This window comes from Stenotrophomonas geniculata, from assembly GCF_034508895.1.
GTDB lineage: Bacteria > Pseudomonadota > Gammaproteobacteria > Xanthomonadales > Xanthomonadaceae > Stenotrophomonas > Stenotrophomonas geniculata.
Genome location: NZ_CP140571.1, coordinates 490,497 through 506,312, shown reverse-complemented (window position 1 = coordinate 506,312; position 15,816 = coordinate 490,497). Strand labels below are relative to the sequence as shown.

General features: G+C 67.3%; 14 protein-coding genes. 3 read left to right on the top strand and 11 right to left on the bottom strand.

Translation table 11 applies throughout. The features are described 5' to 3' along the window. Positions 1-2 precede the first annotated feature (2 nt). The 11 genes from frr to RI032_RS02420 all read right to left on the bottom strand — a co-directional run bounded on the left by frr (position 3) and on the right by RI032_RS02420 (position 11,106). A complete protein-coding gene (gene frr, locus RI032_RS02470) occupies positions 3-557 on the bottom strand; it encodes a ribosome recycling factor (RefSeq protein ID WP_010486327.1) in 555 nt (184 codons plus the stop codon). A 96-nt stretch (positions 558-653) separates the two neighbouring features. Further along, complete coding sequence (gene pyrH, locus RI032_RS02465; protein WP_010486325.1) at positions 654-1,382, bottom strand: UMP kinase; 729 nt, start codon at positions 1,380-1,382, stop codon at positions 654-656. A gap of 121 nt (positions 1,383-1,503) precedes the next feature. Further along, positions 1,504-3,042, bottom strand: coding sequence for a GGDEF domain-containing protein (locus RI032_RS02460; RefSeq protein ID WP_010486323.1), 1,539 nt, complete (start codon positions 3,040-3,042; stop codon positions 1,504-1,506). A 258-nt stretch (positions 3,043-3,300) separates the two neighbouring features. Continuing rightward, entirely contained in the window at positions 3,301-4,176 is an 876-nt protein-coding gene (tsf, locus tag RI032_RS02455) for a translation elongation factor Ts (protein WP_010486320.1), read from the bottom strand. Positions 4,177-4,302: 126 nt separating this feature from the next. Continuing rightward, positions 4,303-5,109: a 30S ribosomal protein S2 gene (gene rpsB, locus RI032_RS02450; protein WP_005408748.1), complete on the bottom strand. Its 807-nt coding sequence runs from the start codon at positions 5,107-5,109 to the stop codon at positions 4,303-4,305. A gap of 220 nt (positions 5,110-5,329) precedes the next feature. Continuing rightward, complete coding sequence (locus RI032_RS02445) at positions 5,330-6,028, bottom strand: fimbrial biogenesis chaperone (protein ID WP_322547802.1); 699 nt, start codon at positions 6,026-6,028, stop codon at positions 5,330-5,332. After that, positions 6,028-6,273 carry a hypothetical protein gene (locus RI032_RS02440; RefSeq protein ID WP_392421799.1) on the bottom strand — a complete coding sequence of 82 codons (246 nt, stop codon included), beginning with the start codon at positions 6,271-6,273 and terminating at the stop codon, positions 6,028-6,030. Before RI032_RS02440 ends, RI032_RS02445 begins: the two co-directional genes overlap by 1 nt. A 133-nt stretch (positions 6,274-6,406) precedes the next feature. Continuing rightward, positions 6,407-7,444, bottom strand: coding sequence for a Csu type fimbrial protein (locus RI032_RS02435; RefSeq protein WP_010486313.1), 1,038 nt, complete (start codon positions 7,442-7,444; stop codon positions 6,407-6,409). Next, positions 7,441-9,819 (bottom strand): fimbria/pilus outer membrane usher protein, encoded by a 2,379-nt coding sequence (locus tag RI032_RS02430; RefSeq protein ID WP_322547801.1) that lies wholly within the window; start codon positions 9,817-9,819, stop codon positions 7,441-7,443. Before RI032_RS02430 ends, RI032_RS02435 begins: the two co-directional genes overlap by 4 nt. A 7-nt stretch (positions 9,820-9,826) precedes the next feature. Then, the gene (locus RI032_RS02425; protein WP_019336945.1) at positions 9,827-10,576 is read right to left on the bottom strand and encodes a fimbrial biogenesis chaperone; all 750 of its coding nucleotides are present in this window, start codon (positions 10,574-10,576) and stop codon (positions 9,827-9,829) included. Next, positions 10,576-11,106 (bottom strand): Csu type fimbrial protein, encoded by a 531-nt coding sequence (locus RI032_RS02420; protein WP_010486309.1) that lies wholly within the window; start codon positions 11,104-11,106, stop codon positions 10,576-10,578. The genes RI032_RS02425 and RI032_RS02420 overlap by 1 nt, the downstream gene beginning before the upstream one ends. 173 nt (positions 11,107-11,279) lie before the next feature. On the opposite strand from RI032_RS02420, the gene map reads away from it, so the two are divergent. From map to dapD, 3 genes are read left to right on the top strand one after another with little or no spacing between them, the layout of a single operon-like run. Next, positions 11,280-12,122 (top strand): type I methionyl aminopeptidase, encoded by an 843-nt coding sequence (gene map / locus RI032_RS02415; protein WP_019336946.1) that lies wholly within the window; start codon positions 11,280-11,282, stop codon positions 12,120-12,122. A gap of 20 nt (positions 12,123-12,142) precedes the next feature. Further along, positions 12,143-14,752: a [protein-PII] uridylyltransferase gene (locus RI032_RS02410; RefSeq protein ID WP_462458786.1), complete on the top strand. Its 2,610-nt coding sequence runs from the start codon at positions 12,143-12,145 to the stop codon at positions 14,750-14,752. Continuing rightward, positions 14,752-15,816 carry a 2,3,4,5-tetrahydropyridine-2,6-dicarboxylate N-succinyltransferase gene (dapD, locus tag RI032_RS02405; protein ID WP_019336948.1) on the top strand — a complete coding sequence of 355 codons (1,065 nt, stop codon included), beginning with the start codon at positions 14,752-14,754 and terminating at the stop codon, positions 15,814-15,816. Before RI032_RS02410 ends, dapD begins: the two co-directional genes overlap by 1 nt.

Genomic DNA, 15,816 nt, shown 5'->3' with positions numbered 1-15,816 from the left:
CTTCAGACCGACAGCAGTTCTTTTTCCTTGTCGGCAACGACCTTGTCGACGTCCTTGATGTGGGTGTCGGTCAACTTCTGGATGTCGTCTTCACCGCGCTTCTTCTCGTCTTCGCTGATCGCCTTGTCCTTGACCAGCTTGGCGATTTCCTTGTTCGCGTCCTGACGGATGTTGCGGATCGCGATCTTGGCGCCTTCCCCTTCCTTCTGCACCTGCTTGACCAGCTCCTTGCGGCGCTCTTCGGTCGGCGGCGGCATGTTGATGCGGATCGCGGTGCCCAGCGTGTTCGGGGTGAACTCGGCGTTGTAGAGACCCTTTTCGATCTCCTTGATCATGCTCTTGTCGAACGGCGTGACGAGCAGCGAGTGGGCGTCGGCGTTGGAGATCGATGCGACCTGGTTCAGCGGGGTGCTGGCGTTGCCATAGGCGCTGACCGTGACGCGGTCCAGCAGGGCCGGGGTGGCGCGGCCGGTGCGGATCGAGGTGAGGGTGTGCTTCAGAGCGTCGATGCTCTTGGCCATGCGCGTCTGCGCGTTGTTCTTGATGTCGTTGAGCATCGCCCGGTCCTGGGTGTAACTGGAATCGGGCGATTATAGGCGAATACGGGACGCTGCCGGGCCTGAATCGGCCCGGAGCTCGCCTGGCACTCAGGCTCAGGCCGGGTCGCGGCCCTGGACCAGGGTGCCGATGTTCTCGCCGCTGAGGATCTTCAGCAGCTCGCCCGGCTGGCCCATGTCGAACACGCGCATCGGCAGGTCGCTGTCGCGGGCCAGTGCGAAGGCGGCGGTATCCATCACTTCCAGGCCACGGCGGATCACTTCGTCGTAGCTCAGGCTGTCGAAGCGGACCGCGTCGCTATGCTTGTTCGGGTCCTTGTCGTACACGCCGTCAACCTTGGTCGCCTTCAGCAGCAGGTCGGCGCCGATCTCGATCGCGCGCAGGGCGGCACCGGAGTCGGTGGTGAAGAACGGGCTGCCGACGCCGGCGGCGAAGATCACCAGGCGGCCCTTTTCCAGGTGGCGGATGGCGCGGCGCCGGATGTAGTCCTCGCACACGTCGTTGATCTTGATCGCGCTCATCACCCGGGCCTTGGCGCCCAGCTTTTCCAAGGCGTCCTGCATGGCCAGAGCGTTGATGACCGTGGCCAGCATGCCCATCTGGTCGCCGGTGACCCGGTCCATGCCGCCAGCGGCCAGGCCGGCGCCGCGGAAGATGTTGCCGCCGCCGATCACCAGCGCAACTTCGGCGCCTGCCTGCTGGGCTTCGATGACCTCACGGGCCAGGCGGTTGATGATCTTCGGGTCGATGCCGTAGTCCTCATCTCCCATCAGCGCCTCCCCGGACAGTTTCAGAAGGATGCGGCGATAGGCGAGCTTGGACATAGGGACCTCGGGTGCGTGGAAATCGCGGGCGATTCTACGCGCATGCGGCGTCGGGCCAAAGTGTTTTGTGCACTGCGGCGCAAAATCCTGCCATCCGCCCGGGTCACGCGGGGCGTCCCGTTCAGCCCAGCTCGGCGCCGGCGGTGGCTGAAAGCTTGTCGTGGCCGAGGGCGCCTGGGGAGCGGGCGATCACCCGGTTGCGGCCCAGGTTCTTCGATCGGTACAGCACATCGTCGGCGGCACGCAGCAGGTCCTGCACGTCGGCAAAACGCTCGTAGCCGCCCTGGGTGGCCACGCCGGCGGAGAAGGTGACGAACAACGGACCTCCCTCCAGCTCGGCCATCGGCGTGGCGACGATGTTGGCCAGTACCCGGCGGATCACGTCCAGGGCCACGCTTTCGCTGGTATTGGGCAGCAGCGCGACGAATTCCTCGCCGCCGAAGCGGGCCACGGTGTCGCTGTTGCGCAGCTGGCCCTGCAGCTTGCCGGCAAAGGCGCGCAGCACCTCGTCGCCGGTCAGGTGGCCGTGGGCATCGTTGATCTTCTTGAAGTCGTCCAGGTCGATGAAGGCCACCGACAGCGGCCAGCCCTGGCGCCCGGCGCGCAGGAACTCCTGCTCCAGCACCGCCTCCAGCTGGCGGCGGTTGAGCACGCCGGTCAGGGCGTCGCGGTGGGCCTGGTCGGCCAGGCGCTTGGCCCGCGCCTCGAATTCGTCGGCGCGGCGGCGCGCCTGGTCGGCATCCTGCAGCTCGCGCAGGTTGCGCAGGGTGGCCAGCTCCTGCGCGTGGTCGATCAGCTCACGGACCCGCGAGGGCGAGTTCAGCCCGGCCTCGAACAGGCTGGCGATGTCCGGCAGGGCCTCGCTGATGCGGGTCAGCACCTGGTCGAAACGGGCGCTGTCGAGTTCCAGCCGGTCATGTACCTGGTGCAGGGCGCGCTCGCGGGCGGCATCGGCATCTTCGTCCAGCCAGATGTCGGCGACAGCACCGGACAGCTGCACGCAGGCCTGGAACGGCGAATCGGCAGCGTCGTCGTCCTCGCTGTGGCTGATGCTCTCCACCAGATAGCGCGGCAGGCCCCATTGCTCGGCCACCCAGGCGCCGACATCGGCGTGGCTGCAGCCGAGCGCGTCGCGCTCGCGGGCAACCAGGTCCGTGTTGTCACGGGCTTCGCGCAGCAGCGGCAGGTAGCGCTCTGATTCGGCCTGGGCCAGGCACAGCACGCCCAGGTCCTGCAGCAGCCCGGCCAGCATCAGTTCCTCCAGGCGGCGCAGGCCGCGGGCCTGGCCCAGCTGGCTGGCGGCCAGTGCGCTGAGAATGCTGCGCTTCCACGCGCGCTGGCGCAGGTCGTGGTCGGCACCGGCGCCGCCGGTCAGGCCCTGGGTGACGGTGAAGCCCAGGGCAAGGCTGATCGTGGCATTCAGGCCGAGCATGGTCAGTGCCTGGCCGAGGTTCTCGATGCGGCGACGACTGGCGTACAGCGGCGAATTGGCGATGCGCAGCATGCGAGCGCTCAGCGCCATGTCGATGGCGATGATGTCGGCGGCGGTGGCGATGTCCGCTTCCGGGTCCTGTGCCAGTTCGATGATGCGCAGGGCAATACCGGGTGGCGAAGGCAGGTTGCGGCAGAGCGCCAGGGCAGCTGTCAGCTCGGGAGGCATGTCGGGTCGTTCAATTCCATTGGGACAAGAATACCTAGGAATGCATCACAGTCCGCGATTTTCGTTCCTGCTATGTGACTGTGGATTCCCTGCGCCGAGTATCGGCTTGATTCGCGCGCAACGCAAAGGTGCCGGTGTGCGCGGCGTCGGTGTGCGCAACAACAGTTGGAGCATGAGCCTCCCATTGTCCCGGGCATAAAAAAAGAGCCGCGGATTCCCGCGGCTCCTTCTGGTCGCTTCGCAGCCGGAAGGCTGGAATCAGACCTGCATCGCCTTGGCAACTTCAGCGGCGTAGTCTTCCACGACCTTCTCGATGCCTTCGCCGACGATCAGCAGCTTGAAGCCAGCCACGTCGGCGCCAGCGGCCTTGACCACCTGCTCGACGGTGGTGTCGCCCAGCACGTAGGTCTGGCCGTACAGGGTCACGTCGCTGACGATCTTGTTGATCTTGCCGCTGATGATCTTTTCCAGGATCTCGGCCGGCTTGGCCTTGTCCTTTTCGGACATCTTGGCCAGCTCGATTTCCTTTTCCTTTTCGACGAAGTCGGCCGGAACGTCCGACGCCTTGTTGTGCGGCGGCTTCAGGGCAGCCACGTGCATCGCCAGGCCACGGGCCAGCTCGACGTCGCCACCGATCAGGTCGACCAGTACGCCAACCTTGCCGTTGGTGTGGACGTAGGCACCGATGTTGCCGGTGGTGTCGACCTTGACCATGCGGCGGATCTGGATGTTCTCACCCAGGGTCTGCACGGCGGTGGCGCGGGCCTCTTCAACGGTGCGGCCATCGGCCAGCTTGGCAGCCTTCACGGCTTCGACGTCGGTGGCGCCCGATGCCAGGGCGGCAGCGGCGACGGCATTGACGAAGGACTTGAAGTTGTCATCGTTGGCGACGAAGTCGGTTTCCGAGTTGACTTCGACCAGCACGGCCTTGCCGCCATCCTGGGCCAGGCCCAGGCGGCCTTCGGCGGCCACGCGGTCGGCCTTCTTGTCGGCCTTGGCGGCGCCGGACTTGCGCATGGCTTCAGCAGCAGCGTCGATGTCGCCGTTGGCTTCGGTGAGAGCCTTCTTGCATTCCATCATGCCGGCGCCGGTGCGCTCGCGCAGTTCCTTGACCAGGGAAGCAGTGATTTCCACGGGATTACCTCACGAAAGAAAGGGGTTGGGCCGGCATGGTGGCCGGCCCGTGTGACACGGTCCTGTCACGCGCCAAAGGCTGCGTGCAGGGAGGGTGGATGCCGGGCGTCCACCCCGGGGCCTGGATCAGGCCTGGGCGTCGTCGCCCTTCTTGGCAGCCTTCTTGGCCGGAGCGCGGCGGGCCGGCTTCTCTTCGCCTTCAGCAGCGGCTTCAGCGAACTCTTCCTCACGCACCGAAGCAGCGTGCGGAGCAGCAGCCTTGCCTTCCAGCACGGCGTCGGCAGCGGCGCGGGCGTACAGCTGCACAGCGCGGATGGCGTCGTCGTTGCCCGGGATGGCGTAGTCCACCAGTTCCGGGTTGTAGTTGGTGTCGACCACGGCAATGACCGGGATGCCCAGCTTCTTGGCTTCCTTGATCGCGATGTCTTCGTGGCCGATGTCGATCACGAAGATGGCGTCCGGCAGACGGTTCATGTCCTTGATGCCGCCCAGCGAGGCTTCCAGCTTGTCGCGCTCGCGACGCAGGCCCAGCACTTCGTGCTTGACCAGCTTCTCGAAGGTGCCGTCGGTTTCACCGGCTTCCAGTTCCTTCAGGCGGGCAACCGACTGCTTGACGGTACGGAAGTTGGTCAGGGTGCCGCCCAGCCAGCGCTGGTTCATGAACGGCATGCCGCAACGCTCGGCTTCTTCCTTGATGGTTTCGCGGGCGCTGCGCTTGGTGCCCAGGAACAGGACGGTGCCGCGCTTCTGGGCAACCGACGAGATGAAGTTCATCGCGTCGTTGAACAGCGGGACGGTCTTTTCCAGGTTGATGATGTGGATCTTGCCGCGGGCGCCGAAGATGTACGGAGCCATCTTCGGGTTCCAGTAGCGGGTCTGGTGGCCGAAGTGGACGCCGGCTTCCAGCATCTGACGCATGGTGACCTGGGGCATTGCAATACTCCTGATATGGAACCAGCGATTCCGCCCGCGGGGATAGGTATGCGGGACGCGTGGAAGCGCGATCGGTTCCGGGGTTGGGCTTCCCTGTTGCCTCCGTGGCCGAACTCCTTGCGGAGCACCCCGGCACGGATGGGGGCAGCAGGTGTGGATTCACCGGTGACGTCCGGTGTGGACGGTCTCCCGCGCACGCAGGCGGCAGGAATCCGGTCGATTATAGCCCGCTCGGTGCGCTCGCTGCAATTGCCGGGTCCGGCACGGTCAGATCGACCACGCGGCCGTCCTGCAGCCGGGCCTGGAAATGGCCACGGGCATAGCCGTCGGCATGGGCGGGGAGGGCCCAGCGACGCTCCCGGCCCGCCAGCAGGTAGCCGGCCAGTCCCGGCAGCAGCAGGGTGCGGCGGCCATCGTCGGCGACGAACGCAAGATCGTGCAGGCGGGCGTGTACGGTACCTGCGTTGCTCAATCGCAGAAAGGGATGTGACGTACCGGGTTCGATCCCGGCATGCAGCTCCGGCCGCGCCAGGGGCATGGCGTGGCCCCTGAACAAGGGCAGCGAGTACCGTGGCAGGTCCGGTTCAGTGGGCGCCAGAAGCACCCGGTAGGCCTGCTCGACGGCAATGGGCGACCTGTCCCGGGGCAGCAGCCAGATGCGTTGGCGGGTGCCGGGCGGGAGGTCGAGCCGGGCAGGGCTGGCCAGGATCTGGTCGCTGGGCCGCAGCTTTTCCGCGTCGGCCTGCTGTTCCCAGGCCAGGATCCGAACCTCGCCCTGCCAGCGGCCGGGACCGGGGTTGTACAGCCACAGCTCGCTGTGTCCCCCTTCGGCTGGCAGCTGCAGGGTGGTCGGCACCAGGTCCAGCGCCGACGCGGGCAGCGCCAGCAGCAGTACCAGCAGGCTCAGCAGGGTACGCATCAGTAGATGACGGTCACGGCGGGCGCCGCGTCGTCGCTGTCGGCCGGCGGCGCGAGATCGCGGATCTGTTGCGGAAGCTCGGGCGCGTCGCTGCGCTTGTGCGGTGCCGCGCATCGGGTGTTGCCGGCATCACCGCTGCAGCCCTCGACCACGGTCAGCCGGATCTGCAGGGGTGTGCTGCCGGGATCGGCCCACGCGGGCGTACTGGCGACCAGCATCGCCCCGATCAGAAGTGCGCGAACCACCTGCCATCCACCGTGCTGTAGGACCCGTTGCGCGGTATCGGCAGGTTGCGCCGGAACTGTAGAGCCGAGCCCATGCTCGGCTTGCCGGATGCCAGAAAATGAAGCCGAGCATGGGCTCGGCTCTACAGGGGACTCAATAGGTGATCGTCACCTGCACCAGATCGTTGTAGGTACCGGCCGCGGGCTGGCCGGTGACCGGCGGCACCCGGCCATAGATGGTCAGCTGCTGCGCGCTGCCACTTCCGGTGCCGCCAACGGTATCGACGTTGAGGGTACTACCCCAGCGCAGGCTGCGCGCGGCATCGCGGTACAGCTCATAGGGGAGGTAGTAGGTGCCGCTGCCAATGGTGGTGGCCATGCGCCGGGTGGTGGAGGCGCCGGGGTTGTTCTGGCCATTGTTGAGGCTGATCTGGTAGGCAGTGTTCTTCAGGCAGGTCAGCGTGAGCGTGGCGGTCCGGTCGATGTTGGCGGGAATGCTGCCGGTGACGTTGCCGAAGTCCATGCTGGTGGTGACGTAGCTGCCGCATTGCGGCAGCACGTTGGCAGTGGCGGTGAAGCTGAAAGCCCCACTGGCGCTGTTGGTGCCGGTCGCGCCGCCGTTGCAGGTGGCCGGTACGGTGGCGGTGCCGAGCAGGACTTCGTTCCAGGCCCAGGTAAGTACCACGTTGGCGCCGCTGAAGGTGCTGCTGTAGGCACCCGAAGCGAGGATCTGGTTGGCAGGGATCTGCGCGAACAATTGCACGGACTGCGCACCGCTGCCGCCGGTCAGCAGCGGCACGCTGTAGCTCATGGTCAGTTCCTGCGCGGGTGGCGTGCCGCGCGGCACCAGGCCCGTGGCCTGGCTGTAGCTGGCGGTGTTGTACAACTGGAAGTTCATGGTGTCGCTGGTGGAGGTGGACATCGTACGGAAGGTGGAGCTGCTGCCGCCGCCACTGCCGGCGCCGATACCCACGCAGACGCGGACGCCGGTGGTGGCCAGCAGGCTCAGTGCGGCGGTGGTGCAGGTCACCGTGATGTTCAGCGTTGCCGCTGTAGGGCCGGGAGCGTTGCTGTTGATGTTGCCGAATGGCAGGGTCGGGTTCGCGATTGCCGTGCAGACCGCTGTCGCCCGGGCCGGCAGTGCCGCGAGCAGGCCGGCGACCAGCAGCACGCCGAGCAGCAGCACCCTCACGGCGCGACCTCCGGAATGCACTGCAGCGGTGCCGGCTTCGGCCGGGCGCCAGACGCCACCACCTTGGGCGGGTCGGGTACCTTCACCCGGCACTGGCCGCGGCTGGTGGTGATGTACAGCACGCTGCCGGCAGCGATGTCTTCCAGATACAGCAGGCCGTCATAGCCCACCGTGGCCTGGCGTCCATCGGGCAGCTGCACTTCGCTGCCCACTTCCAGTGGCTGCCCGTCCATGCTCTGAAGCGTCAGGCTCAGAGAGGGACGGGAGCGCAACTGGAACGTCACGTGGGTACCGGCGCGCTGGCGCGGCGTCACCCAGTCCTCGATGCGGTCGGCACGCATGTCCTCGGGCAGGTCCAGGGTGTCGATCGAGACCCGGTTGCGCTGCCAGGACAGCAGCGGGCTGACCAGCAACAGGCCACGATCATCGGTGACGCCGATCAGGCGGTTCTCCAGACGCACCGGCACGCCGCCGACGCCGTTGGTGCTGATTACCGCGAACGCGTCCGAGACCTCGCGGGTGGCGAACGCGTGCCCGCTCATCCAGACCAGGCTGCCACTGGCGCTGCCGTAGGCATAGTTGAGCCCGCCCTGGCGCGAGGCGCCGAACGAGTAGCGGCCGATGTCATTGAGGATGCCGACTTCGGCCAGGCCGCCGTTGCCGTCTTCGCCGTGGCGCACCTGCGCGCGCCAGCCGATGCCGCCTGCACTGCCATCGCCGGGCACCGGCTGGGTGACGTCGGCCACCCAGGTCTGGCTGTCGCCGTTGCGCTGGCTGGACAGGCTGGCCTGGCGGTTGTTGCCCAGGCTGGCGGTCACCGACAGATAGATGCTGCGGTCATCACTCTGGTCCAGGTTCTGGTTCACCGACAGGTAGGCCGACCAGCGCTGGCTCCAGGTGCGCGACCAGAACAGGCTGGCATAGCGGTTGTCTTCGCCATCGGGGTAGCGCAGGCGCAGGTAGCTGGCGCTGAGCGTGCCCAGCCGCAGCAGATCGAGCCCGACCGTGGCCTGTTCGCTGATGCTCGGCGGCAGGTTGCCCTGCAGCGCGCCGAGGTCACGGTAGTCGCCGTGGCTGCGCACGCTGCGCAGGTTGACGTTGAGACGGCGGTTGTTCCAGCTGTAACCCAGTGCCCACTGCCCGCCCTGCAGGCCGTGATGGTTGCTGTGCGCGTAGGCCGCGTTGAACACGCCGGCGCCGCCCAGCAGCCACCAGCCGCCGATGCCGGCCTGGGCCAGGCCACCTCCGCCCTCGGCATGCGCTTCACCGGTGAAGGTATCGCTGATGCCGCCGCGCCAGCTGGCACTGGCCACGGTGCGATCGTCGTAGGCGAAGGAGCGCTGGCCGAAGTCCTGGCGCAGGTGGCCGACGCCGACCGACCAGTCGGACAGTCCCTTGGCCAGCAGTTGCTGGGTGCCATAGAAACTGAAATCCAGTGTCTGCATGCGGCCGAATGCGTCGGTGACCACCACCTGCGCGTTGCCGGTGCCGCTGATGCCTGGCTGCGCGGCCAGCTGGAACGGGCCGACCGGGACCTGGCCGCTGTACTGGCGCAGGCCGTCGACATACAGCTCGACGGTGGAGGGCACCACGGCCTGGCCGAGGAAGCTGGGCGTAGGAGTGAGCACGCGATACGGCTGCAGGCCGTAGTTGCGGCCGATCTGCAGGCCGCCCAGGCGCACCGGGCGGGTCCAGTCGACGAAGCCGCTGTAGAAATCGCCGACCTCCAGCGTCATCGCCTTGTCGGGGAAATCCAGGCTCCAGCGCGTATCCAGGCGCACGCTCTCACCGCGCCAGCGACGATCGCCGGGCTGCTGGTAGCGTCGGCTGACCGCGGTGTTTTCGAAGGTACCGTTGCCGACGCCGAACAGGCGCAGTTCCGAGCTCAGGCTGAGGTTGCCGAGCGTATCCACCCGGCTGCCATACACGTCATAGTTGAGCAGCAGTCCGGGTGAGGCACTGCCTGCAGGGGCGCGCGTCTGCGGGCGGCTGAGCACGGTAGTCGGCAGGGTCAGCTGGTCCAGCGGCACGTCCAGCGCCAGGGTCTGCAGGCGTGCGTCATAGCGCACCACCGCGCCGCTGATCTGGTCCAGGTACACCGGTGCATCGCCGTTGGCGTTGAAGCCGAGCTGGCGCAGCACGTCGGGGCTGGCCTGCAGGCGGCCACGGTTCTCGATGAAAGGCATCAGGCCGCGTGGGGTGCTGTTGAGCGCCACGTCCAGGTACAGCGTCTGGTTGGCGGTCAATGGTGTGGGCGGTGGCAGGATCGCATCGGCGGAGATGCCTGATACATCGGCGGCGGTGGTGGCCGCTGCACCGGACACATCGGCGGCTTGGATCGCCGCAGGAGCCAGGGCAGCAAGCAGCGCACCCATCAACGCCTCAGCGAGCCGATGGAGGCGACAGCGGCGTCTGTTCCGACTCGCCATTGAGCTTGGCCGTGATCTGGTCGTTGTCGCGGTCGATCGCCGTGCGCTCGATCGGCCAGCGCATCACCTGCCCGGGCAGCACGTATCCCAGCAGTCCGGGATGCACGATGCGCGGGCGCGTGGCACTACCCAGCGCGAGATCGGCGATCTGCGCATAGCTGTTGCCCGCGTTGGCCACCTCGACGCCGTTGCGGCCATCGGGCAACTGCACCAGGCGGGCCTGCAGCTGCGGCGCAAGCTTGCCGGCGGCGGGCTGCACGAACACCGGTATCGAATAGCGCAGCACGAACTGCATCCCTTCGGCACGGGTGGCCAGATCGGGCACCTCGTCGACGATCAATCGGTAATGCTGCTGTGCAGGCGGTGGCGTCCTGTCCGGACGCATCACCCGGACCAGCTGCTGCTGTCCGGCAGCCAGTTCCTGCATCGGCGGGGTGACCACCAGCCCATCGGTGGGCAACAGTTGTTCCTGCCCGTCCTGCTGCACCCAGCGGAACACCCGCACCTGCAGCTTCACCGGCGAGGTGCCGCTGTTGGTCAGCCAAAGCTCGCCGGCGCGCTGGCGCGCTTCCAGCTGCAGGCTGGTCGGGGCGACCTGCAGGCTGGTGGCTTCGACCGGGGCGGCGAGTACCAGGCTCAGGACGAGCAGCGCCACGCCGGTGGCGCGCCACGGGCGGGGTCGGGCCATGCGGGCGTGCTCCATCAATAGGTGATCGTGGCGGTAACCGTATCCAGGTAGTTACCGGTCGCCGGGTTGTTCGTACTGAGGTTCAGGATCTGGCCGTAGACGATGTAGGGCACGGCCAGCCCGGTGCCGATGCCAGCCTGGGTGTTGGTGCCGGAGGTGGCACCCCAGACCAGGGTGTGTGCGGCGTCCTGGTAGAGCTGGTAGCCGACGTAGTTGTTGGCGGTCACCGCGGCGTTGGTGTTCTTCATCCGGCGGGTGGTGACGTCATTGGCGGTGCTGGCGTTGGCACCTGCATTCAGTGAAATCGTGTACGGGGTCAGTGCCGAGCACTGGGCGGTGACCGTGCCTTGGCCCAGGGTGGGGGTCGCCGTGGTCGAGGCGGCGGTGCCGAAGTCGACGTTGGTGGCCGCCGCCGCGGTGATGGTGCAGGCCTTGGTGACCACCAGGGTGACATTGAAGGTGGTGGTGTCTGCGGCCAGGGCCGGGCTGGACAGCAGAACCCCGGTCAAAGCCCAGGCAAGCGGGGAACGAAGCGCGGATCGCATGGACAACCTCCCTGACCCGAAGGTCCGTTGAACAAGGCGAAGGCGGCACGTTCGGCACCGCTTCGGCGACGGTGACCCCAGCTTAGGTGGCGTAAGTGTCTGTATTCCGTGATAAATGAGGAGGCGAAAGGGTGGCGGGGGTCACGCTTTCACTTTCCTTGCCGGAACCGTGCATGGCCCGGATCGCCAGTTGGGTGGCGTTCGTTCAGATTGTGGCCGGATCGGCGATAATGGCGGCCATGAGCGTGAATCTGAAAACCCCGCAGGAAATCGAGATGATGCGAATCGCTGGCCGCCTGGCCAGCGAAGTGCTCGACATCGTCACCCCCCACGTCAAGCCCGGTGTCACCACCGAGGAACTGGACCGCATCTGCCACGACCACATCGTGAACGTGCAGGGCGCCATTCCGGCCAACGTCGGCTACCGCGGCTTCCCGAAGACCGTATGCACCTCGGTCAACAACGTCATCTGCCATGGCATCCCCAGCGAAGGGAAGGTGCTCAAGGATGGCGACATCATCAACATCGACGTCACCGTCATCAAGGATGGCTGGCACGGCGACACCAGCCGCATGTACTTCGTCGGCACGCCGTCGGTGATGGCCCGCCGCCTGGTGGAAACCACCTACGAAGCCATGTGGCGCGGCATCCGCGCGGTACGCCCGGGTGCCACGCTGGGCGACATCGGCCATGCCATCCAGAGCTATGCCGAAGGCGAGCGTTTCAGCGTGGTGCGCGAGTACTGCGGCCACGGCATCGGCAAGGTCTACCACGATGAGCCGCAGGTGGTGCATTACGGCCGCCCGGGACAGGGCCTGGTGCTGCAGCCGGGCATGACCTTCACCATCGAGCCGATGATCAACGAGGGCACCCGCTACAACAAGGTGCTGCCGGATGGCTGGACCGTGGTGACCAAGGACCGCAAGCTGTCGGCACAGTGGGAGCACATGATCGCGGTCACCGAGACCGGCGTGGACGTGCTGACCCTGTCGCCGGGCGAGTCGCAGGTCTCCTGAGGATGCTGCCGGCGAGTTCGCTGCTGGACACGCCGGCCGCGTCGCTCAACGACCCGGACTGGGCTGCTGCCGCGCGCCAGGCGCTGCAGCAGGCCGACGCGCGCCTGTACCGCCGCTTCGACCAGGGCGACAACATCGAGCGCCTGCTGGCGCTGCGCGCGCGTGCCGCCGACCATCTGATCCGCCTGGCGTGGCAGCGTTGCCTGGCGGCCGATAGCGGGCTGTCGTTGTTCGCGGTGGGGGGCTATGGCCGCGGTGAACTGTTCCCGCGATCGGACATCGACCTGCTGGTGTTCGGTGATCCGCCGGCACAGTTGGCGCATGAATCCGCACTGGCACGCCTGTTCGCACTGCTGTGGGACTGCGGGCTCGCAGTCAGCCATGCGGTGCGTTCGGCGCCGCAGTGCCGTGAGGCGGCGGCGGACCAGACCGTGCTGACTGCACTGATCGAGGCGCGCCCGATCCTGGCCGATGATGCGGCACGCCGCGCGCTGCGCGAGGCCATCGACGATCGGGAACTGTGGCCGGCACGCGCGTTTTTCCTGGCCAAGCTGGAAGAGCTGCGCAACCGCCACCAGCGTTTTGGCGACACCGCCGACAACCTGGAGCCGGACCTGAAGGATGGCCCCGGTGGCCTGCGCGATCTCAACACGCTGGGCTGGATGGCACTGCGTGCCTTCGGCGTGCGTGACCTGGAGGCGCTGGTCGGGCTCGGCCATCTGGGCGCCGACGAAGCGGCAGCACTGAAGCGCGAACGTGCGGTGCTGGCGCGGCTGCGTTTCGGCCTGCACCTGGTGGCGCGACGCCCCGAAGAGCGGTTGCGCTTCGATTACCAGAAGACCCTGGCTGCACGCCTGGGCTTTGAAGACGATGCCGAGAATCTCGGTGTCGAGAAGATGATGCAGGGCTTCTACCGCGCCGCGCTGGTGGTGCGCCGGATCAGCGACCGCCTGCTGCAGCGCTTCGAGGAGCAGTTCGACGGCGAGGCGCAGCCGGAGCCGTTGACCGTGGGCTTTTCCCTGCGCCGTGGCTACCTGGCGGCCAACGAAGCCGACTGGCCGCGCGGCGATATCGGCCAGGTGTTCGCACTGTTTGCCAGCTGGGCCAACAATCCGCAGGTGCGCGGCCTGCATTCGCTGACCGCGCGGGCGCTGGCTGAAGCGCTGCCGCTGTTGCCGGCCTACGACCAGGCCGACGCCGATGCGCGCGAGCAGTTCCTGGCGTTGCTGCGCGGCCAGCGCCCGGTCGATACGCTCTCGCGCATGGCACGGCTGGGCGTGCTTGGCCAGTGGATTCCCGCCTTCGCCCAGGTCAGTGGGCGTATGCAGTTCGACCTGTTCCATGTCTACACCGTCGACCAGCACACGCTGATGGTCCTGCGCAACATCGGCCTGTTCGCCAGCAGCCGTGCCGACGAGCGCTTCTCGATCGCGCATGAAGTGTGGCCACGCCTGCGCAAGCCGGAGCTGCTGCTGCTGGCCGGCCTGTTCCATGACATCGCCAAGGGCCGTGGCGGCGACCATTCGGAGCTGGGCGCGGTCGATGCGCGCGCGTTCTGCCAGGCGCATGCGCTGAGCATGTCCGACACCGAACTGGTGGCGTGGCTGGTCGAGCAGCACCTGCGCATGTCGGTGACCGCGCAGAAGCAGGACATCGCCGACCCGGAGGTGATCCATCGCTTCGCCACCCTGGTCGGCAGCCGCGACCGCCTGGACTACCTGTACCTGCTGACCTGCGCCGACATCGCCGGCACCAGCCCGAAGCTGTGGAATGCCTGGAAGGACCGCCTGCTGGCCGACCTGTACTTCGCCACCCGGCGCGCGCTGCGCGAGGGGCTGGAACACCCGGTGCCGGCAGCCGAGCGCGTGGCCGAGGCGCGTGACAGCGTGCGCGCGCTGGTGCGCGAGCGGGGTTACGACGATGCCACCATCGACCGCCAGTTCGCGGTGATGCCGGATGAGGGCTTCATCCGCCTGCGCCCGGAGCAGCTGGCCTGGCAGGCCGCCGCGCTGGTGCCGGTGAAGCAGGGCCAGGCGCTGGTGAAGGTACGCCGGATCAGCGTCGACGACCCCGCGCTGGAAGTATTCGTGCATTCGCCGGACCGCGACGGCCTGTTTGCCGCCATCGTGATGACGCTGGACCGCAAGGGCTACGGCATCCACCGCGCACGCGTGCTGGACGGCCCGGCCGATACCATCTTCGATACCTTCGAAGTGAACCCGGCCGATACCTTCGCCGATGGCAGCAGTGCCAATCTGGAAGCGGCGCTGCGCGACGCACTCAGTGGTGACCTGTCGCGCCTGCGGCCGTCACGCCGGGTGGTGCCACGGCAGCTGCGGCACTTCCGCTTTGCCCCGCGCATCGAATTCCGCGATGAGCCGGGTGCAACCCGTTTCGCCCTGGTCGCTCCCGACCGCCCCGGCCTGCTGGCCGATGTGGCGTTCGTGCTGCGCAACCAGGGCCTGCGCGTGCATGATGCGCGCATTGCCACGTTCGGCGAACGCGCCGAAGACACCTTCGTGATCAGTGACGAACACGACCTCCCCCTGACTGAACCTGCCCGGCAGCAGCTGCATGACGCGATGCTGGCCTGCCTGGACCCTGATCGAAACGCCGGAGACCCCGCCTGATGGCCACCAAGCCCGCCAAGAAGACCGCCGCGACCCCCAAGAGCGCAGCGGCCCGGAAACCTGCTGCCGCCGCACCGGCCGCGAAGAAGACCACTGCGCCGAAGAAGGCCGCTGCGGTGAAGGCCCCGGCGAAGAAAGCGGCTGCAGCGAAGAAGGCACCGGCCAGGAGCGCCGAAGCCGTCCGCGCCGAAACCATCGCCCGCAAGTCGCTGCGCAAGCCGTCGGCACCGGGTGTGGAAGAGCTGAAGTTTGGTATCGAGAGTGCCTTCGAGCGCCGTGCCACCTTGACCCTGCACGAGCTGGAAGGCTCGACCAAGCCGCTGGTCAACCGCGTGATCGACGGCCTGGAGAGCGGTGAGTTCCGCGTCGCCGAGCCGGATGGCCAGGGTGGCTGGAAGGTCAACGAGTGGCTGAAGAAGGCCGTGCTGCTGTATTTCCGCGTCAACGACATGGCGGTGGTCGATGCGCGCCCGGCGCCGTTCTGGGACAAGGTCGAATCGCGCTTCGCCGGTTATGACGAAGCGAAGTTCCGCCGCGGCGGCGTGCGCGTGGTGCCGGGCGCGATCGCCCGCCGCGGTACCTACTTCGGCAAGGACGTGGTGCTGATGCCGAGCTTCACCAACATCGGCGCCTACGTCGGCGAAGGCACCATGGTCGACACCTGGGCCACCGTCGGTTCGTGCGCGCAGATCGGCCAGCACTGCCACCTGTCCGGTGGTGCCGGCATCGGCGGCGTGCTGGAGCCGCTGCAGGCCAGCCCGACCATCATCGAGGACCACTGCTTCATCGGTGCCCGTTCGGAGGTGGTGGAAGGCGTGGTGGTCGGTCACCACAGCGTGATCGGCATGGGCGTGTTCCTCAGCCAGAGCACCCGCATCTACAACCGTGCCACCGGCGAAATCACCTACGGCTACATCCCGCCGTACAGCGTGGTGGTGTCCGGCTCGCTGCCGAGCAAGGACGGTACCCATTCGCTGTACTGCGCGGTGATCGTCAAGCAGGTTGATGCCAAGACCCGCAGCAAGACCAGCGTCAACGACCTGCTGCGCGGCCTGGCCGACTGA